Source organism: Streptomyces sp. NPDC059452 (genome assembly GCF_042750035.1).
Classification (GTDB): Bacteria; Actinomycetota; Actinomycetes; order Streptomycetales; family Streptomycetaceae; genus Streptomyces.
Map to the genome: position 1 here is coordinate 42,570 of NZ_JBHYVE010000037.1, position 19,762 is coordinate 62,331.

General features: G+C 70.6%; 14 protein-coding genes. 6 read left to right on the forward strand and 8 right to left on the reverse strand.

The features are described 5' to 3' along the window. Window positions 1-93: 93 nt before the first annotated feature. The gene (gene mshC, locus ACFW9Z_RS32530) at window positions 94-1,323 is read left to right on the forward strand and encodes a cysteine--1-D-myo-inosityl 2-amino-2-deoxy-alpha-D-glucopyranoside ligase (protein WP_384646508.1); all 1,230 of its coding nucleotides are present in this window, start codon (window positions 94-96) and stop codon (window positions 1,321-1,323) included. A gap of 118 nt (window positions 1,324-1,441) precedes the next feature. Here mshC and ACFW9Z_RS32535 read toward each other — a convergent pair whose 3' ends face one another. From ACFW9Z_RS32535 to ACFW9Z_RS32560, 6 genes are all read right to left on the reverse strand, one after another. Continuing rightward, window positions 1,442-2,539: a PAC2 family protein gene (locus tag ACFW9Z_RS32535; protein WP_384646511.1), complete on the reverse strand. Its 1,098-nt coding sequence runs from the start codon at window positions 2,537-2,539 to the stop codon at window positions 1,442-1,444. Window positions 2,540-2,673: 134 nt separating this feature from the next. Further along, on the reverse strand, window positions 2,674-3,732 hold the full coding sequence (locus ACFW9Z_RS32540) for an LLM class flavin-dependent oxidoreductase (protein ID WP_384646513.1): 1,059 nt from the start codon (window positions 3,730-3,732) through the stop codon (window positions 2,674-2,676). A gap of 151 nt (window positions 3,733-3,883) precedes the next feature. Then, window positions 3,884-5,494, reverse strand: a complete 1,611-nt coding sequence (locus ACFW9Z_RS32545; RefSeq protein WP_384646515.1) for an FAD-dependent oxidoreductase — start codon at window positions 5,492-5,494, stop codon at window positions 3,884-3,886. Between the two features lie 15 nt (window positions 5,495-5,509). Continuing rightward, a complete protein-coding gene (gene glpK, locus ACFW9Z_RS32550; protein ID WP_384646517.1) occupies window positions 5,510-7,054 on the reverse strand; it encodes a glycerol kinase GlpK in 1,545 nt (514 codons plus the stop codon). A 78-nt stretch (window positions 7,055-7,132) separates the two neighbouring features. After that, a complete protein-coding gene (locus ACFW9Z_RS32555; RefSeq protein WP_384646519.1) occupies window positions 7,133-7,924 on the reverse strand; it encodes an MIP/aquaporin family protein in 792 nt (263 codons plus the stop codon). Between the two features lie 391 nt (window positions 7,925-8,315). Beyond that, window positions 8,316-9,080 (reverse strand): IclR family transcriptional regulator, encoded by a 765-nt coding sequence (locus ACFW9Z_RS32560; protein WP_384646521.1) that lies wholly within the window; start codon window positions 9,078-9,080, stop codon window positions 8,316-8,318. Window positions 9,081-9,319: 239 nt separating this feature from the next. Here ACFW9Z_RS32560 and metH point away from each other — a divergent pair, with 239 nt between their 5' ends. The 3 genes from metH (at window position 9,320) to ACFW9Z_RS32575 (ending at window position 15,536) form a co-directional block, all read left to right on the forward strand. Beyond that, window positions 9,320-12,835, forward strand: coding sequence for a methionine synthase (gene metH / locus ACFW9Z_RS32565; RefSeq protein ID WP_384646523.1), 3,516 nt, complete (start codon window positions 9,320-9,322; stop codon window positions 12,833-12,835). Window positions 12,836-12,977: 142 nt separating this feature from the next. After that, complete coding sequence (locus ACFW9Z_RS32570) at window positions 12,978-13,679, forward strand: HAD family hydrolase (protein ID WP_384646525.1); 702 nt, start codon at window positions 12,978-12,980, stop codon at window positions 13,677-13,679. A gap of 261 nt (window positions 13,680-13,940) precedes the next feature. Beyond that, window positions 13,941-15,536: an ABC transporter substrate-binding protein gene (locus ACFW9Z_RS32575; RefSeq protein WP_384646528.1), complete on the forward strand. Its 1,596-nt coding sequence runs from the start codon at window positions 13,941-13,943 to the stop codon at window positions 15,534-15,536. Window positions 15,537-15,670: 134 nt separating this feature from the next. Here the strand turns inward: ACFW9Z_RS32575 and ACFW9Z_RS32580 are convergent, their stop codons facing one another. Next, window positions 15,671-16,342, reverse strand: a complete 672-nt coding sequence (locus tag ACFW9Z_RS32580) for a response regulator transcription factor (protein WP_030570198.1) — start codon at window positions 16,340-16,342, stop codon at window positions 15,671-15,673. A gap of 19 nt (window positions 16,343-16,361) precedes the next feature. After that, entirely contained in the window at window positions 16,362-17,264 is a 903-nt protein-coding gene (locus ACFW9Z_RS32585) for a RecB family exonuclease (RefSeq protein ID WP_384646530.1), read from the reverse strand. A 111-nt stretch (window positions 17,265-17,375) separates the two neighbouring features. On the opposite strand from ACFW9Z_RS32585, the gene ACFW9Z_RS32590 reads away from it, so the two are divergent. Both ACFW9Z_RS32590 and ACFW9Z_RS32595 read left to right on the forward strand, forming a co-directional pair. Beyond that, window positions 17,376-18,626 (forward strand): site-2 protease family protein, encoded by a 1,251-nt coding sequence (locus ACFW9Z_RS32590; protein ID WP_384646532.1) that lies wholly within the window; start codon window positions 17,376-17,378, stop codon window positions 18,624-18,626. Window positions 18,627-18,712: 86 nt separating this feature from the next. After that, window positions 18,713-19,630 carry a tRNA (adenine-N1)-methyltransferase gene (locus ACFW9Z_RS32595; RefSeq protein WP_003970161.1) on the forward strand — a complete coding sequence of 306 codons (918 nt, stop codon included), beginning with the start codon at window positions 18,713-18,715 and terminating at the stop codon, window positions 19,628-19,630. The last annotated feature ends 132 nt before the right edge of the window (window positions 19,631-19,762 follow it).

Genomic DNA, 19,762 nt, shown 5'->3' on the forward strand with positions numbered 1-19,762 from the left:
CAGCCTTTCGAAGGTTTACCGCAAGAGTGCCTCTTCGGACAGGATTCCGGATCCGGTTCGTATCCGGAAGCTACGTCCGGTTACGCTCAGGACATGCATGCCTGGCCCGCTTCTGAGGTCCCCGCCCTGCCTGGCAAGGGCCGCGACCTTCGGATCCACGACACCGCGACCGGCGGACGGATCACCCTTGACCCCGGTCCCGTCGCCCGCATCTATGTCTGCGGCATCACGCCGTACGACGCGACCCACATGGGTCATGCGGCGACCTACAACGCGTTCGACCTCGTTCAGCGCGTGTGGCTCGACACCAAGCGGCAGGTTCACTATGTCCAGAACGTGACCGACGTGGACGATCCGCTCCTGGAGCGGGCCGTGCGCGACGGCCAGGACTGGACCGAGCTCGCGGAGCGCGAGACGGCACTCTTCCGCGAGGACATGACCGCCCTGCGGATGCTGCCCCCGCAGCACTACATCGGAGCGGTCGAGGCCATACCCGGCATCGTCCCGCTCGTGGAGCGGCTGCGGGAGGCGGGCGCCGCCTACGACCTCGAAGGCGACGTCTACTTCTCCGTCGACGCCGACCCGCACTTCGGTGAGGTCTCCGGCCTCGACGCGGCGGCGATGCGCCTGCTCTCCGCCGAGCGCGGCGGCGACCCCGAGCGCCCCGGCAAGAAGAACCCCCTGGACCCGATGCTCTGGATGGCCGCCCGCCCGGGCGAGCCGAGCTGGGACGGGGCCTCCCTGGGCGAGGGCCGCCCGGGCTGGCACATCGAGTGTGTGGCCATCGCGCTCGACCACCTCGGCATGGGCTTCGACATCCAGGGCGGCGGCTCCGACCTGGTCTTCCCGCACCACGAGATGGGCGCCTCGCACGCCCAGGCGCTGACCGGCGAGCACCCGTTCGCCAAGGCGTACGTCCACGCCGGCATGGTCGGTCTCGACGGCGAGAAGATGTCCAAGTCCCGGGGCAACCTCGTCTTCGTCTCGGCGCTGCGCCGCGAGGGCGTGGACCCGGCGGCCATCCGCCTCGCCCTGCTCTCCCACCACTACCGCGCCGACTGGGAGTGGACCGACCAGGTCCTCGCCGACGCCGTCGAGCGCCTCGCCCGCTGGCGGGCCGCCGTCTCGCGCCCCGACGGGCGGTCGGCCGACGCGCTGGTGGAGGAGGTCCGCGAAGCCCTCGCGGACGACCTGGACACCCCTGCGGCGCTCGCCGCCGTGGACCGCTGGGCCGAGCTCCAGAGCGCGGAGGGCGGTACGGACGAGGGGGCACCCGGCCTCGTCTCCCGTACCGTCGACGCCCTGCTGGGAGTCGCGCTGTAGGACGGGAGCCGACCTGCGGTACGGAGGGCGGCCCGCCGCCGCCCGTTAATCGACCGAACGGGACCGGCCCCGGACTTCGTGAAGAAGTCCGGGGCCGGTCCCGTTCGCTCAGGAGCCGTCACTCCTCGCCGGAGCTCTCCCCGGACGCCTCGTCAGGCCCCTTGTCCTCGGGCCTGTTCCCGGACCTGTCCTCGGGCTTCTCCTCGGGTTTCTTCGCCGGTCCCTGACCCGGGCCCTGGCTCTGACCCGGTCCCTGACCCGGCCCGGCCTCCGCGCGCGGTGGCTTCGGCGGGCGGGTGCGGCCGCTGGAGGGGTCCCGCAGATACGAGGAGTCCCCGCTCTCCATCGCATGGCCGCCGGGACCCGGCCCGGGGCCGCCGTCCCGGCGCCGCAGATACCGCTCGAACTCCCGGGCGATGGCCTCGCCGGACGCCTCGGGCAGCTCGGCGGTGTCCCGCGCCTCCTCCAGCGTCTGGACGTACTCCGCGACCTCGCTGTCCTCGGCCGCCAGCTGGTCCACCCCGAGCTGCCACGCCCGCGCGTCCTCCGGCAGCTCGCCCAGCGGGATGCGCAGCCCGATCAGGTCCTCCAGCCGGTTGAGCAGGGCCAGCGTCGCCTTCGGGTTCGGCGGCTGCGACACGTAGTGCGGCACCGCCGCCCACAGGCTCACCGCCGGAACCCCGGCATGGGTGCACGCCTCCTGGAGGATGCCGACGATGCCCGTCGGGCCCTCGTACCGGGTCTCCTCCAGATCCATCGTCCGCGCCAGGTCCGCGTCCGAGGTGACCCCGCTCACCGGCACCGGCCGGGTGTGCGGGGTGTCGCCGAGCAACGCGCCCAGGATGACGACCATTTCGACGCCCAGCTCATGGGCGAAGCCGAGGATCTCGTTGCAGAACGAGCGCCAGCGCATCGACGGTTCGATCCCGCGCACCAGGACGAGGTCCCGGGGCTTCTCCCCGCCGACACGCACCACCGAGAGCCGGGTGGTCGGCCAGACGACCTTGCGCACCCCGTTCTCCAGCCACACCGTGGGCCGGTTGACCTGGAAGTCGTAGTAGTCCTCGGCGTCCAGCGCCGCGAACACCTCGCCCTTCCACTCCCGGTCCAGATGGCCCACCGCTGTGGAGGCGGCGTCACCGGCGTCGTTCCAGCCTTCGAACGCGGCCACCATGACCGGGTCGACCAGCTCGGGTACCGACTCGAGCTCGATCACCCGGGCCTCCTTCCGATGTCTCCATACGTACGGAGCAACCTTACGGCTTCGGAGCCCTTCGCCCGCAGCCCGTTTGCACGGCCGGGTGAACCTTGCCAGCAGGTGTGGATCATCGGGCCGAACAGTGCATCAGCTCACTCCCAGAGAGCGGAAGGCGCCTCCCGCCGCACCACCGGCGCGATCTCCTCCGCGAACCGCTGAAGGGTCTCCACCTGCTCCGGCCTGCTCAGCCCGAAGCCGTCCACGGTGACCGACTGGAGGTCGTGGCGGTAGACCGTGTGCCACCCCAGGATCTTGTCGATGATCTGCTGCGGGGAGCCGATGAGTTGGGGCCCGCCCGCGATCGCGTCCTCGATGGTCCGGTACGGGGTGTTGTAGCCGGGCTTGCCCGCGAGGTGCGGCTTGAACGTCTGCCGCACCCGCGCCTCGTACAGCTCCTTGTACTGCGCCACCGCCGCCTGCGAGCTGTCCGCGATGAGCAGCCCGCCGGAGCCCGCCGCCACCCGGGCGTCCGCCGGATCGTGCCCGTACGCCTCGAACCGCTCCCGGTAGTGCGCGATGAGCTTCGCGTACGCCTCGCGGGGCTGGATGGCGTTGGCGGTGAAGAGCGGGTCGCCGTGCTTGGCCGCCAGTTCGGGGGAGTTGAGACTGGTGGCCGAGCCGTGCCAGACGCGGGGGAGACCGTCGTACGGACGCGGGACCGTGGTCACGTTCTTCAGCGGCGGCCGGAACTCGCCCTCCCAGTCGACGCCTTCCTCGGTCCACAGTCGGCGCAGCAGCTCGTACTTCTCCTTCTGGAGGTCCCACTGCCGCTCCTCGTCCAGCCCGAAGAGGTCGAAGTGGCCCGCCTCGGCGCCCTTCCCGACGACCAGTTCGATCCGGCCCCGGGATATCTGGTCGAGCGTCGCGAAGTCCTCCGCCACCCGGACCGGGTCGAGGATCGCGACGACGGTCACCCCGGTGAGCAGCCGGATCCTGGTGGTCCGGGCCGCGATCGCGCCGAGCACCACGCTCGGGCTGGAGGAGAGGAACGCCCCGGCGTGCCGCTCACCGACCGCGTAGGCGTCGAAACCGAGCTCCTCGGCCACCCCCGCCGTGCCGATCACTTCCTCGAACCGGTCGGCGGGTGAGGGAAGTTCACCGGACAGCGGGTGTGCGTCATGGCCGATCAGGGAAAGCACCGAGAATCTCATGACCCCCACTTTCCTCGCGGCACATTGCACGCGTATGGCGGGAGTGTGGCGCGTGCCGGGTACACGGACGCGTGCCGGGGCCACGCGGGTACGCGGACGGGGGCGGCTCCCTCGTCGGAAGCCGCCCCCGTCCCCGTACCCCGTGGGGAGATCAGTCCCGGTCGGCCAGCAGCTTCTCGACGCCGTCGCGGACCTCGTCCGTCGCCAGGCCCCGGATCGTCAGCGTGGTCCGGCGGCGCAGGACGTCATCCGCCGTCTCGGCCCACTCGTGGTCGCGGGCGTAGGCGACCTGGGCCCAGATCTCCGGGGCGTCCGGGTGGACGCGCTTGGCCAGCTCCGGGCTCTCGTTCGCCAGCCGGGCGATGTCGAAGGCCAACGAGCCGTAGTGGGTGGCCAGGTGGCGGGCGGTGTCCGGCGCCATGCGCGGGCCGGGCGTCCCGCCGTCGATCAGCAGCCGGTGCGCGACCGCGTTCGGGTTGGCGATCCCCGGCAGCGGCAGCTTCTTCGGCAGCCGGTTCATCGGCTCCATGTCCTCCGCCAGCGGGTGCCCGGGCAGGGCGGCCAGCTTGTTCATCACCGTACGGCCGATGTGGCGGAACGTCGTCCACTTGCCGCCCGCGACCGAGAGCATCCCGCCCCGGCCCTCCGTGACGACCGTCTCGCGCTTGGCCTTGGAGGTGTCGCCCGGGCCGCCAGGCAGCACCCGCAGACCGGCGAAGGAGTAGGTGATCAGATCACGCGAGAGCTGCTGGTCCTTGATCGAGAACGCTGCCTCGTCGAGGATCTGCGCGGTGTCCGCCTCGGTCACCGAGACATCCGCCGGATCGCCCTCGTACTCCTCGTCCGTCGTGCCGAGGAGCAGCATGTCCTCCCACGGCAGCGCGAACGTGATGCGGTACTTGTCGATCGGGGTGGCCAGCGCCGCCCGCCACGGACGGGTCCGCTTGAGGACCAGGTGGGCGCCCTTGGACAGCCGTATGGAGGGGGCCGCGTTCGGGTCCTCCATCTTCCGCAGGTGGTCGACCCACGGGCCGGTCGCGTTCAGCACGAGGCGGGCGGTGATCCCGAACTCCGTACCGTCCGCCGTGTCCTTCAGCTCGGCGCCCGTGACCCGGCCCCGGGTGAAGCGCAGGCCCGTGACGGCCGCGTGGTTGAGGACGACCGCGCCCGCGTCGACGGCCGCGCGGACCGTCATCAGCGCCATGCGGGCGTCGTTCATCTGGTCGTCGCCGTAGACCGCGACGGCCTTCAGGTTGTCGGTGCGCAGCTCGGGGACGTCGCGCGAGGCCTTGGCCGGGGAGATGACGTGGCCGACGCCGTCGCCGAACGCGGAGAGCGCGGAGTAGGCGAAGACGCCCGCGCCGAGCTTGGCCGCGCCGTGCGGGCCGCCCTTGTAGACCGGCAGGTAGAAGGTGAGCGGGTTGGCCAGGTGCGGGGCCACCTCGCGGGAGACCGCGCGGCGCTCGAAGTGGTTCTCCGCGACCAGCTTCACCGCGCCGGTCTGGAGGTAGCGCAGACCGCCGTGGAGCAGCTTGGAGGAGGCGGAGGAGGTGGCGCCGGCGAAGTCACCGGCGTCCACCAGAGCCACCCGCAGCCCGGACTGCGCGGCATGCCAGGCGGTGGAGATGCCCAGGATGCCACCGCCGATGACCAGGAGGTCGTACGTCGCCCGGGACAGCTGCTCCCGGGTTTCGGCGCGGCTCGGCAGGGAGCCGGAGGCCGGGTGCGTTCCGAGGGCGGGAACGCTCTGCAGGGTGGTCATGGTGAATGCTCCTCGTCAGCTTTCTTCGTCCTCGATCCAGCCCATGGTCCGTTCGACGGCCTTGAGCCAGCTCTTGTACTCGCGGGCACGGGTGTCCGCGTCCATGCGGGGGGTCCACTCGGCGGCCCGGCGCCAGTTGGCGCGCAGCGCGTCGGTGTCCGGCCAGAAGCCGACGGCGAGACCGGCGGCGTAGGCGGCGCCGAGGCAGGTGGTCTCGGCGACCATGGGGCGCACCACGGGCGCGTCCAGGAAGTCGGCGAGCGTCTGCATCAGCAGGTTGTTGGACGTCATGCCGCCGTCGACCTTGAGCGCGGTCAGCTCGACGCCGGAGTCCTTCGTCATGGCGTCGCTGATCTCGCGGGTCTGCCAGGCGGTGGCCTCCAGGACGGCACGGGCGATGTGCGCCTTGGTGACGTAACGGGTGAGACCGGCGATCACACCCCGGGCGTCGGGACGCCAGTAGGGGGCGAACAGTCCGGAGAAGGCGGGCACGAAGTAGGCGCCGCCGTTGTCCTCGACCGAGGAGGCCAGCGTCTCGATCTCGGCGGCGGACTTGATCAGGCCCATCTGGTCGCGCATCCACTGCACCAGCGAACCGGTGACCGCGATGGAGCCCTCCAGGGCGTACACCGGGGGCTTGTCGCCGATCTGGTAGCCGACGGTGGTCAGCAGCCCGTTGTACGAGTTCACCGGGGTGCCACCGGTGTTCATCAGCATGAAGGTGCCGGTGCCGTACGTGGACTTTGCCTCGCCCTCGGCGAAACAGGTCTGGCCGAACAGGGCCGCCTGCTGGTCGCCGAGCGCGGAGGCGACGGGCACGCCGTCGAGGATGCCGCCCTTGGCGTGGCCGTACACCTCGGCGGAGGAGCGGATCTCGGGGAGGACCGCGGCCGGGATGCCGATGGAGTGGAGGATCTTCTCGTCCCACGCCATGTTGTGCAGGTTCATCAGGAGGGTGCGCGAGGCGTTGGTGACGTCGGTGACGTGGACGCCGCCGTCGGTGCCGCCGGTCAGGTTCCAGATGACCCAGGAGTCCATGGTGCCGAAGAGGATGTCCCCGGCCTCGGCGCGCTCGCGCAGCCCCTCGACGTTGTCGAGCAGCCAGCGGACCTTGGGCCCGGCGAAGTACGAGGCGAGCGGCAGCCCGGTCTCGCGGCGGAAGCGGTCCTGGCCCACGTTGCGGCCGAGCTCCTTGCAGAGCGCGTCGGTGCGGGTGTCCTGCCAGACCAGTGCGTTGTGGACCGGCTCACCGGTGTTCTTGTCCCAGAGCAGGGTGGTCTCGCGCTGGTTGGTGATGCCGATCGCCTTGACGTCGGCGGAGGTGATGCCGGCCTTGACGATGGCCCCGGCGACGACCTCCTGCACGTTCTCCCAGATCTCGGTGGCGTCGTGCTCGACCCAGCCGGGCTTCGGGAAGATCTGCTCGTGCTCCTTCTGGTCGACGGAGACGATCCGGCCGTCCTTGTCGAAGACGATGCAGCGGCTGGAGGTGGTGCCCTGGTCGATGGCCGCGATGAACGGCCCGCTGCCGTGGGTGCCGGTGGTGTGTGCGTCGGTCACGGTGTGCTCCCGGAAGTCTGTGAAGTGATGGGGTTACGGCGCTGGTACCCGGTCTCGGGTCCGCGTCCCGGTCTCGGGCTAGGCGAAGGCGAGGTTGTAGAGCCCGCCGGCGAGCGCGCCGCCGATGAGCGGACCCACGATGGGTACCCACGCGTAGCCCCAGTCCGAACCACCCTTGTTCGGGAGCGGCAGCACCGCGTGCACGATGCGCGGGCCGAGGTCGCGGACCGGGTTGATGGCGTAACCGGTGGGCCCGCCGAGCGAGAGGCCGATGCCGACGACGACCAGGGCGGTGACCAGGGCGCCGAGCACGCCCAGGCCGTTGCCCTCGTTGTTGAGGCCCTGGGTCAGGATGGCCAGGACCAGCACGACGGTGGCGATGACCTCGGTGACGACGTTCTGCACGCCGTTGCGGATCTCGGGGCCGGTGGAGAAGATCCCGAGCACCGGTCCGGCCTTGGGGGCGGCGGTCTGGTCGACCATGCCCTCGTGGGTGGACTTCGTCCCCACGATCTCCGGGTCGTTGAGGTGGGCGTGGAACTGCCCGTAGTAGACCGCGTAGACCAGTACGGCGCCGATCATCGCGCCGAACAGCTGGGAGCCGAGGTAGAGGGGCACATCGCCCCACGCGGTGCCGCCCTTGATGGCGAGGCCGAGGGTGACCGCGGGGTTGAGGTGGGCACCCGAGACGCCGCCGGCGAGATAGGCGGCGGTCAGCACGGCGAAACCCCACCCGAAGGTGATGGCCAGCCAGCCCGCGTCCCGGGCCTTCGAGCGCTTCAGCGTAACGGCGGCACAGACACCGCCGCCGAGCAGGATGAGTACGGCGGTACCGATGGTCTCGCCGATGAAAATGTCGGAGCTGGACACCCGCGACTCCTTTGTCCTTCGTCCAGGGGAGAGCGGAGCACCGGGTCCCTCCGGTGGTCCGCGCCCCAGATGGGTGTCCACGAAGCGTGGGCAGCCCACCTGTAAGGGCTTGACCGGCCCTTGGCACTGTCACACCCTAACGCGTATTGCCGTTAGGCGTTCGACAATGCCGACCGTTGAACGGCAGTGTTTCCCCCGAGTGAAGGAAGCGTCAAGGGTTCTGTGGCGGAGGACTCGGTGCGCGACGCGATCGTTACCCCACGATGCGCCCGGACGCGCGCGGGCGCACCCGGGCGCACGTGGCAGGCGTTACGGGGGCGGTGGCCGGTCTTCAGGTGTTGCAGGCGTTACGGGGGTGGCCCCTGGCCCTCGGAGGGCGCGGGTCCGGCCCTCAGAAGCGGCCGGCGCCCAGGTCCCGGGAGACCGCGCGGGCGCAGTCCCGTACGGCCGCGATCAGCTCGGGGCGCAGCACCCCGCCCGGCGCCACCCGCTCCACCGCGCCCGTCACCGCCACCGCGCCCACCGGCATCCTGCGCCGGTCGTGGACCGGGGCGGCCACGGCGGCCACCCCCTCCCAGGTCTCCTCGGCGTCGGCGGCCCAGCCCTGGGCGCGGATCAGGTCGAGCATCGCCTCGAACTCGTCGGTGGCCGTCACCGTACGCGCGGTGAACGAGCGGCGCTCCGCCTCCAGGACCTCGCTGTGCGCCACCGGGTCGTAGGCGGAGAGCACCTTGCCGAGCGCCGTGGAGTGCAGCGGCTGCATCGCCCCGACCTCCAGCACCTGGCGGCTGTCGTCGGGCCGGAAGACGTGGTGGACGATGAGCACGCCGTGCTGGTGGAGCACGCCGAGGTGCACGCTCTCGCCGCTGGAGCGGGCCAGGTCGTCCGTCCAGACCAGGGCACGGGCCCGCAGCTCGTGGACGTCCAGATAGCTGTTGCCCAGCCGCAGCAGCTCCGCGCCGAGCTGGTAGCGCCCCGAGGCGGCGTCCTGTTCGACGAACCCCTCCAGCTGGAGGGTGCGCAGGATTCCGTGGGCGGTGCCCTTGGCCAGCCCCAGGGAGGAGGCGATGTCGGACAGCCCGAGCCGCCGCTCGCCGCCCGCCAGCAGACGCAGCATCGCGGCCGCCCGCTCCAGCGACTGGATGTTCTTGGCCATCGCGCCGTACTCCTCCACCTCGGTTCGACAATGCTGAACACTATCGGTCGATGCCGACCTGCGCCGGACTCCGGGGGAAAGTCTCCTCCGCACGGCCGGCGGCGCCGCACCCGCACAGCATGCAGTCCGCCTCATGGACGGACCGACCACGGGCTGAGCCGTCCGGCTACGCTGACGGGGTGCGCCTTCCCCAAGAAGGACGCAAAGCCGACAGCCGTCGCATCCCTGGGAGATCATCCATGGCCTCGTTGCCGACACCCGCCCCCGACAGCCGGACCCGCGCAGCAGCCCTGCGCGAGGCACTCGCCACCCGGGTGGTGGTGGCCGACGGTGCGATGGGCACCATGCTCCAGGCGCAGGACCCGACCCTTGAGGACTTCGAGAACCTCGAAGGCTGCAACGAGATCCTCAACATCACCCGCCCCGACATCGTGCGCACGGTCCACGAGGAGTACTTCGCGGTCGGCGTCGACTGCGTCGAGACCAACACCTTCGGCGCCAACCACTCCGCCGCCAACGAGTACGAGATCGCCGACCGGATCTTCGAGCTCTCCGAGTCGGGCGCCCGGATCGCCCGCGAGGTCGCCGATGAGTTCGCCGCCAAGGACGGCCGTCAGCGCTGGGTCCTCGGCTCGATCGGCCCCGGCACCAAGCTGCCCTCCCTCGGCCACATCGGTTACGACGTCCTGCGCGACGGCTACCAGCAGAACGCCGAGGGTCTTCTCGCGGGCGGCTCGGACGCCCTGATCGTCGAGACCACCCAGGACCTGCTCCAGACCAAGTCCAGCATCATCGGCGCGCGCCGGGCGATGGAGGCCCTGGGCGTCGACGTGCCCCTGATCTGCTCCCTCGCCTTCGAGACCACCGGTGTCATGCTGCTCGGCTCCGAGATCGGCGCCGCCCTCACCGCCCTGGAGCCACTGGGCATCGACCTGATCGGGCTGAACTGCTCGACCGGCCCGGACGAGATGAGCGAGCACCTGCGCTACCTCGCCCGCCACTCCCGTACGCCCCTGATGTGCATGCCCAACGCCGGCCTGCCCGTCCTCACCAAGGACGGCGCGCACTTCCCGCTCGGCCCCGACGGCCTCGCCGACTCCCAGGAGCTGTTCGTCCGGGACTACGGCCTCTCCCTGATCGGCGGCTGCTGCGGTACGACCCCGGCCCATATGAAGGCCGTCGTGGAGCGGTCCCGGGGGCTCACCCCGCCCGAGCGCGAGCCGCGCCCCGAGCCCGGCGCCGCCTCCCTCTACCAGCACGTCCCCTTCCGTCAGGACACCGCCTACCTGGCGATCGGGGAGCGCACCAACGCCAACGGCTCCAAGAAGTTCCGCGAGGCCATGCTGGAGGCCCGCTGGGACGACTGCGTGGAGATGGCCCGCGACCAGATCCGCGAGGGCGCGCACATGCTCGACCTCTGCGTCGACTACGTGGGCCGCGACGGCGTCGCCGACATGAGCGAGCTGGCCGGGCGCTTCGCCACCGCCTCCACCCTCCCGATCGTGCTGGACTCCACCGAGCTGCCCGTGCTGCGCGCCGGCCTGGAGAAGCTCGGCGGCCGGGCGGTGCTGAACTCGGTGAACTACGAGGACGGCGACGGTCCGGAGTCGAGGTTCGCGCAGGTCAGCGCCCTGGCCGCCGAGCACGGCGCCGCCCTGATCGCGCTGACGATCGACGAGGAGGGCCAGGCCCGCACCATCGAGCACAAGGTCGCCATCGCCGAGCGGCTGATCGAGGACCTCACCACCAACTGGGGCATCCACGAGTCCGACATCCTCATCGACACCCTGACCTTCACCATCTGCACCGGCCAGGAGGAGTCCCGCGGCGACGGCATCGCCACCATCGGGGCGATCCGCGAGCTGAAGAAGCGCCACCCCGACGTCCAGACCACGCTGGGCCTCTCCAACATCTCCTTCGGCCTCAACCCGGCCGCCCGGGTCGTGCTGAACTCGGTCTTCCTCGACGAGTGCGTCAAGGCGGGCCTGGACTCCGCGATCGTGCACGCCTCGAAGATCCTGCCCATTGCCCGGCTGGAGGAGGAGCAGGTCAAGGTCGCCCTCGACCTGATCTACGACCGCCGTGCCGAGGGCTACGACCCCCTCCAGAAGCTCATGGAGCTCTTCGAGGGCGTCAACATGAAGTCGATGAAGGCGGGCAAGGCCGAGGAGCTGATGGCCCTCCCGCTCGACGAACGCCTCCAGCGGCGCATCATCGACGGCGAGAAGAACGGCCTGGAGGCCGACCTCGACGAGGCGCTCCAGGACACCCCGGCCCTCGACATCGTCAACAACACGCTGCTGGAGGGCATGAAGGTCGTCGGCGAGCTGTTCGGCTCCGGCCAGATGCAGCTGCCGTTCGTCCTCCAGTCCGCCGAGGTCATGAAGAGCGCGGTGGCCCATCTGGAGCCGCACATGGAGAAGTCCGACGCCGACGGCAAGGGCACCATCGTGCTCGCCACCGTCCGCGGCGACGTCCACGACATCGGCAAGAACCTCGTCGACATCATCCTGTCCAACAACGGCTACAACGTCGTCAACCTGGGCATCAAGCAGCCCGTCTCCGCGATCCTGGAAGCCGCCGAGGAGCACCGCGCCGACGTCATCGGCATGTCCGGTCTCCTGGTGAAGTCCACCGTGATCATGAAGGAGAACCTCCAGGAGCTCAACCAGCGCAAGATGGCCGCCGACTTCCCGGTGATCCTCGGCGGCGCCGCGCTGACCAGGGCCTACGTCGAGCAGGACCTGCACGAGATCTACGAGGGCGAGGTCCGCTACGCCCGGGACGCCTTCGAGGGGCTGCGCCTCATGGACGCGCTGATCGGCGTCAAGCGCGGGGTGCCGGGCGCGGCCCTGCCCGAGCTCAAGCAGCGCCGGGTCCCCAAGAAGAACACCACAGCCGTGCTGGAGGTCGAGGAGCCCGAGGGCCCGGTGCGCTCGGACGTCTCCACCACCAACCCGGTGCCCGAGCCGCCGTTCTGGGGCACCCGCGTCATCAAGGGCATCCCGCTCAAGGAGTACGCCTCCTGGCTCGACGAGGGCGCCCTCTTCAAGGGCCAGTGGGGCCTCAAGCAGGCGAGGACCGGCGACGGGCCGACGTACGAGGAGCTGGTGGAGACCGAGGGACGCCCGCACCTGCGCGGCTGGCTCGACCACCTCCAGTCCAACAACCTCCTGGAGGCGGCCGTCGTCTACGGCTACTTCCCCTGTGTCGCCAAGGGCGAGGACCTGATCCTGCTCCACGAGGACGGCTCCGAGCGCACCCGCTTCACCTTCCCGCGCCAGCGCCGGGGCCGCCGCCTCTGCCTCGCGGACTTCTTCCGCCCCGAGGAGTCCGGCGAGACCGACGTCATCGGCCTCCAGGTCGTCACCGTCGGCTCCCGGATCGGCGAGGCCACCGCTGAGCTGTTCGCCGCCAACTCCTACCGCGACTACCTGGAGCTGCACGGCCTCTCCGTCCAGCTCGCGGAAGCCCTCGCGGAGTACTGGCACGCCCGGGTCCGCAGCGAGCTGGGCTTCGCGAGGGAGGACCCCGCCGACGTCGAGGACATGTTCGCGCTGAAGTACCGGGGCGCACGGTTCTCGCTCGGTTACGGGGCCTGCCCCGACCTGGAGGACCGGGCCAAGATCGCCGATCTCCTCCAGCCGGGACGGATCGGCGTGGAGCTCTCCGAGGAGTTCCAGCTCCACCCGGAGCAGTCCACGGACGCCATCGTCATCCACCACCCCGAGGCGAAGTACTTCAACGCCCGGTAGCCGTCTCTTCACCCCGCGGCTCCGCGTCGTTCGCGCGCCGTGGCCGGACAGGTCGTACACTGGTCGGTCCAGTGCAGGCCGGTCGCCCTCCCCATCCGGGAATGGCGGCCGGCCTTCTCGTCCCTTACGGAAGGTGTGCCGGATGACGAGTACGGTCCCCGCGTCCCTGACCCGCACGGCCGAAGGCGCCGCCCTGCAGGCGGTCCTTCTCGACATGGACGGAACCCTGGTCGATACCGAGGGCTTCTGGTGGGACGTCGAGAAGGAGGTCTTCGCCGGTCTCGGGCACCAGCTCGACGAGGCCTGGCGGGATGTGGTCGTCGGCGGCCCGATGACCCGCAGCGCCGGCTACCTCATCGAGGTGACCGGTGCGGACATCCGGCTGGACGAGCTGACCGTGCTGCTCAACGACGGCTTCGAGAAGCGCATCGTGCGCGGGGTGCCGCTGATGCCGGGCGCCGGGCGGCTGCTCGCGGAGCTGTCCGCGTACGACATCCCCACCGCGCTCGTCTCGGCCTCGCACCGCCGGATCATCGACCGGGTGCTGGACTCGGTCGGCCACCACCACTTCGCGCTCACGGTCGCCGGTGACGAGGTCACCCGGACCAAGCCGCACCCCGAGCCCTATCTGACCGCCGCCGCCGGATTCGGCGCCGACCCGTGGCGCTGCGCGGTCATCGAGGACACCGCGACCGGGGTCGCCGCGGCCGAGGCGGCGGGGTGCCGGGTGGTCGCCGTACCCTCCGTGGCCCCCATCGCCCCCGCCGTCGGCCGGGTCGTCGTCGGCTCCCTCGAAGAGGTCGACCTCGCCTTCCTCCGGAAGCTCATCACCGGCACGGGCTGAACGCACTGTGTGCGTTCCGGCAACTTTTCATGGAGGTGAATCAGCCACAGCCCGTCTGTGTGAAGAGGTCGGACAGGTGAGCTTCCTCACCTGAAGACTCGCCGCGGCCTGTCATGATCAGATGATCTGTCCGGAATGGTGGCCAAATATCGCCTCCTTCGGAGGCCGGAGAAGGGCGGGCGGCTCCGCATGCGGTCGGAGCGGTCAGCGGCGGCTACTAACTTTGGTTCCTCACACACCGTGATGAGGGAGAACGTCCGTATGAACCGCAAGACCCTGGTGCTGCCGGCCCTCGTCGGCCTGCTCGCCCCCGTGCTCGCCGCCTGCGGCAGCACGGACAGCGGCGCCGGTGGCTCCAACGCCATCGTCGTCGGCACCACGGACCAGCTCGTGGCCTCCGAGGAGAACCCCGCTCCTCTCGACCCGGCCATCGGGTACGAGGCAGGCGTCTGGAACGTCCTGCGGCAGACCGTGCAGACCCTGACCACCGTGCCGAGCGGGGGCGGCGAACCCGTGCCCGAGGCCGCCCGGAGCTGCACGTTCACCGACACCGCGAACGAGAGCTACCGCTGCACCCTGCGCGCGGGCCTGAAGTTCGCCGACGGCACCCCCGTCACCGCCGAGGATGTGAAGTACTCCATCCAGCGGGTCATCGACATCAACTCCGACAGCGGACCGGTCGGGCTCCTCACCAACATCGACACGATCGAGACCAAGGGCTCCGACCAGGTGATCTTCCACCTGAAGACCCCCGACGCCACCTTCCCGTACAAGCTCGCCACCCCCGCCGCGGGCATCGTGCCGAAGGCGCAGTACCCGGCGAAGGAGGCGCGCACCGGCTTCCAGGTCGACGGCTCGGGGCCGTACACCATGAAGCCGCAGGTGGAGGACGGCCGGGTCGTCCGGATCGCCTTCACCAAGAACTCCTCGTACAAGGGTGAGCTGAAGGTCCTCAACGACAAGGTCGAGATGGACCTCTTCCCCGACGCCGAGGCCATGGGCCGGGCGCTGGAGGAGAAGAAGATCCACATGATGACCCGGGCCATGTCGCCCGAGCAGGCCCGCGACATGCTCGTGAAGCCCAAGGAAGGCATCGAGCTCACCGAGATGCCCGGCCTCGCCATCAGCTACCTCGGCTTCAACACCAAGGACCCGGTGGTCAACAAGGCCGTACGGCAGGCCATGGCGCAGATCATCGACCGGGGCGAGATCGCGGGCAAGGTGTACGGCACCACCGCCGAGCCGCTCTACTCGCTGATCCCCTCCAGCATCACCGGCCACACCAACGCCTTCTTCAACAAGTACGGCGAGCCCAGCACCGCCAAGGCCGCGCAGACTCTCAAGAGCGCCGGGGTCGAGACGCCGGTGAAGTTCACCCTGCACTACACCAACGACCACTACGGCTCCGCCACCGCCAAGGAGTTCAAGGCGCTCCAGCAGCAGCTGAACAGCTCGGGCCTCTTCGACGTCGCCGTCGAGGGCAAGGAGTGGTCGAAGTACCGTCCGGAGCAGAAGCGCGGCGACTACGCGGCCTACGGCATGGGCTGGTTCCCCGACTTCCCGGACCCGGACAACTACACCGCCCCGTTCCTGGACAAGAACAACTTCCTCAACTCCCCCTACACGTCGCAGGAAGCGCAGAAGGTCCTCATCCCCAAGTCCCGCCGCGAGGCCGACCGCAGCGCCGCCGCCACCACCTACGAGAAGCTCCAGGACATCGTCGCCACCGACGTCCCGGTCCTGCCGATCTGGCAGGGCAAGCAGTACGTGGCCTCCCGCAGCGGGGTCGCCGGGGTCGAGCGGTCCATCAGCGCCACCTCCGAGCTCCAGCTCTGGGAGCTCAACAAGACCGCCTGACAGGGGCTCAACAAGACCTCCTGACAACCGGTCCATAACCGCGAAAGCCGTCCGGCCCGCCCCCTCCTGGTCAAACAGGAGGGGGCGGGCCGGACGGCCTCGTTTTCAGGGCACCCAATGCGTCTTCAGGGCACCTACTGCGCGCCGGGGCGCACCAGGCCGCTCTCGTACGCGTACACCGCGGCCTGCACCCGGTCGCGCAGGCCCAGCTTCGTCAGCACATGGCCCACATGCGTCTTGACCGTCGTCTCGCTGACGAACAGATCCGCGGCGATCTCCGCGTTGGACAGGCCGCGCGCCACCAGCTTCAGGACCTCCACCTCACGGTCCGTCAGCGTGTGCAGGGCGTCCGGCACCGGGTCCTCGCCGGAGGGCAGATGGTCCGCGTACTTGTCCAGGAGCCGGCGCGTGATGCTCGGGGCGAGCATCGCCTCGCCCGCCGCCACCACCCGGATCGCCTGGACCAGCTCATTGGCCGGGGCGTCCTTCAGCAGGAAGCCGCTCGCCCCCGCCCGCAGCGCCTCCACCACATACTCGTCGAGATCGAACGTGGTCAGCACCAGCACCTTCGCCGGGCCGTCCTTCCCGGGACCGGTGATCTGACGGGTCGCCTCCACCCCGTCCATCCGCGGCATCCGGATGTCCATCAGCACCACATCGGGCTGGAGCGCCCGCACCTGATCGATGGCCTGAAGACCGTCACCGGCCTCACCGACCACCGCCAGATCGCCCTCGGCCTCCAGAATCATCCGGAAACCGGTGCGCAGCAGCGGCTGGTCGTCGACCAGTAGGACGCGGATCGCCACGGAAACTCCTCACAGGCCCTCAAGAGCCACTGACTTGGCCGGCCTCGGCCCGGACAGGGGCCATTCTGCCCTGGCCATCCTCGCCCGGCTCCGCCGGGCGGATCGACAGGGGGTATACCGGGGGAGTCCCGCCGAATTCCGGACAGACCGCCTGGTGGTCGCACCAGCCGCAGAGCTTCGTCGGCCGGGGCCGCCAGTCACCGGTCTCGGTCGCCAGCGCGATCGCCTCCCACAGCGCGAGCAGCTTGCGCTCCACCCGCTCCAGATCCGCCACCACCGGGTCGTACGTCAACACATCGCCGCTGCCCAGATAGACCAGCTGGAGCCGGCGCGGCACGATCCCCTTCAGCCGCCAGATCACCAGCGCGTAGAACTTCATCTGGAACAGCGGGCCCTCGGTGTACTCCGGCCGGGGCGCCTTCCCCGTCTTGTAGTCGACGATCCGCACCTCCCCGGTCGGCGCCACATCGATCCGGTCGATCACCCCGCGCAGCCGCAGCCCCGACTCCAGCTCCGTCTCGACGAACAGCTCGCGCTCCGCCGGCTCCAGGCGCGTCGGGTCCTCCAGCGAGAACCACCGCTCCACCAGCCGCTCCGCCTCGCCCAGCCAGCGCGACAGCCGCTCGCCCTCGGCGTCCCCGGCGAACAGCTCGCCCAGCTCCGGCTTCGACTCCAGCAGCCGGTCCCACTGGCCGGGAATCAGCGCCCGCGCCCTCGGTGCCGTACGGTCCGCCGCAGGGGCGTCGAAGAGCCGCTCCAGCACCGCATGGACCAGCGTGCCGCGGGTAGCCGCCTCGCTGGGCTTCTCGGGCAGCTTGTCGATCACGCGGAAGCGGTAGAGCAGGGGACACTGCATGAAATCGCTCGCCCGCGACGGCGACAGGGACGAAGGCGGCTGCGGCGGCCGGGGCACGGAAGTCATGTCTCCAGACCCTACGGCCCGCCACTGACAGTCAGCGGCATACCATCGACGGCAGACCCTCGCAGACTGCATCATCGTGGCCCAGGCCACGCACCGAACCGAAGGGACCACGTGGACAACAGCGGCGACAGCGGGCGGCCGCAGCCCGGCGCAGGGGGAACGGACCCCGGCGCCGCCCCCGAGGGCGGCAAGCCCAGACGCCCCGCCGATCCGGGCGGCGGCCTGCTCATGGGCCGCCCCTTCGGTGTGCCCGTGTACGTCGCCCCCAGCTGGTTCGTCGTGGCCGCACTGATCACCTGGGTCTTCGGCGGCCAGCTCGACCGGGTCCTGCCCGAGCTCGGCTCCGCCCGCTATCTGGTGGCCCTGTTCTTCGCGATCGCGTTCTACGCCTCCGTACTCGTCCACGAACTGGCCCACACGGTCGCCGCCCTGCGGTACAAGCTCCCGGTCCGCCGCATCCAGCTCCAGTTCTTCGGCGGCGTCTCCGAGATCGAGAAGGAGACCGAGACCCCCGGCCGCGAGTTCATCCTCGCCTTCGTGGGCCCGCTCCTCTCCCTCGTCCTCGGCGGTGTCTTCTACGGTGCGATGCAGCTCGTCGAGCCCGGCACCGTCCCCGGCGTCCTGCTCGCCGGGCTGATGATCTCCAACCTCATCGTGGCCGCCTTCAACCTGCTGCCCGGTCTCCCTCTCGACGGCGGCCGGATGCTCCGCGCCGTCGTCTGGAAGATCACCGGCAAGCCCATGAGCGGCACGATCGCCGCCGCCTGGGTCGGCCGGGGCCTCGCCGTCACCGTCCTCATCGGACTGCCGCTGCTCACCCACACCGGGGCCGTCGGCAGCGCCAACCAGGAGATCGGCGGGGTGGAGACCGTCATGGACGCCCTCCTCGCCGCGATCCTCGCGGGCATCATCTGGACCGGCGCCGGGAACAGCCTGCGCATGGCCCGGCTCCGCGAGCACCTGCCCGACCTGCGGGCCCGCACCCTCACCCGGCGCGCCGTCCCCGTCGAGTCCGCCACCCCGCTCTCCGAGGCCCTGCGCCGGGCCAACGAGGCGGGCGCCCGCGCCCTGGTCGTCGTCGACGGACAGGGCCACCCCAAGGGCGTCGTCCGCGAGGCCGCCATCGTCGGCGTCCCCGAACACCGCCGCCCCTGGGTCGCCGTCAGCGGCCTCGCCCAGGACCTCACCGAGGGCATGAGGGTCCCCGCCGAGCTCGCCGGAGAAGCCCTCCTGGACCGGCTCAAGGCCACCCCGGCCACCGAGTACCTGGTCGTCGAGGAGACCGGCGAGATCTACGGAGTCCTCTCCACCGCCGACGTCGAGCGCGCCTTCGTCAAGGCCATGGCCCGCCCCGGGACCTGAGGGCCTCCCCGGGGCCCGGGGAGCGGGCCGTCTCCCACCCCGGGCCGGGCGGTCGGCGGCCCGGGAAACACCGGTACGCTGGTCACATGTCTGAACCGACCGGTGCCGCCCGCCGACGTGGGCCCTTCAAGGTCGGGGACCAGGTACAGCTCACCGACCCCAAGGGACGCCACTACACCTTCACGCTCGAAGCCGGAAAGAACTTCCACACCCACAAGGGTTCTTTCCCGCACGACGAGCTGATCGGTGCTCCCGAGGGCAGTGTTGTCCGAACCACGGGAAACGTCGCCTATCTCGCGCTGCGCCCCCTGCTCCCCGACTACGTCCTGTCCATGCCCCGCGGCGCCGCCGTGGTCTACCCCAAGGACGCGGGCCAGATCCTGGCCTTCGCCGACATCTTCCCCGGCGCCCGCGTCGTGGAGGCCGGGGTCGGCTCCGGCTCGCTCTCCACCTTCCTGCTGCGCGCCATCGGTGAGCAGGGCATGCTGCACTCCTACGAGCGCCGCGAGGACTTCGCCGAGATCGCCCAGCAGAACGTCGAGCGCTACTTCGGCTCGCCGCACCCCGCCTGGCAGCTGACCGTCGGAGACCTCCAGGACAACCTCTCGGACACCGACGTCGACCGCGTCGTGCTGGACATGCTCGCCCCCTGGGAGTGCCTGGAGGCCGTCTCCAAGGCCCTGGTGCCCGGCGGCATCCTCTGCGCCTACGTCGCCACCACCACCCAGCTCTCGCGCACCGTGGAATCCATCCGCGAGATCGGCTGCTTCGCCGAACCGCAGCCCTGGGAGTCGATGATCCGCAACTGGCACGTCGAGGGCCTGGCCGTGCGCCCCGACCACCGGATGATCGGCCACACCGGCTTCCTGGTCACCGCCCGGCGGCTCGCGGACGGCGTCGAGCCGCCGCTGCGCCGCCGCCGCCCCTCCAAGGGCGCCTACGGCGAGGACTACGAGGGACCGGGCAGCCAGAGCCGCGGAGGCTCCGCCGCCGACCGCGGCTGATCCGCCCAACGAACCGGCGCCGCCGCGCAGTTCCCCGACCGCCCCCCGGGCCGCGCGGCCGGGGGGGGGGGGTGTGGGGGTGTTTGTTGAGGGCCCCCCCCCCCCCCGGGGGGACCGCGCCCCCCCCCCCCC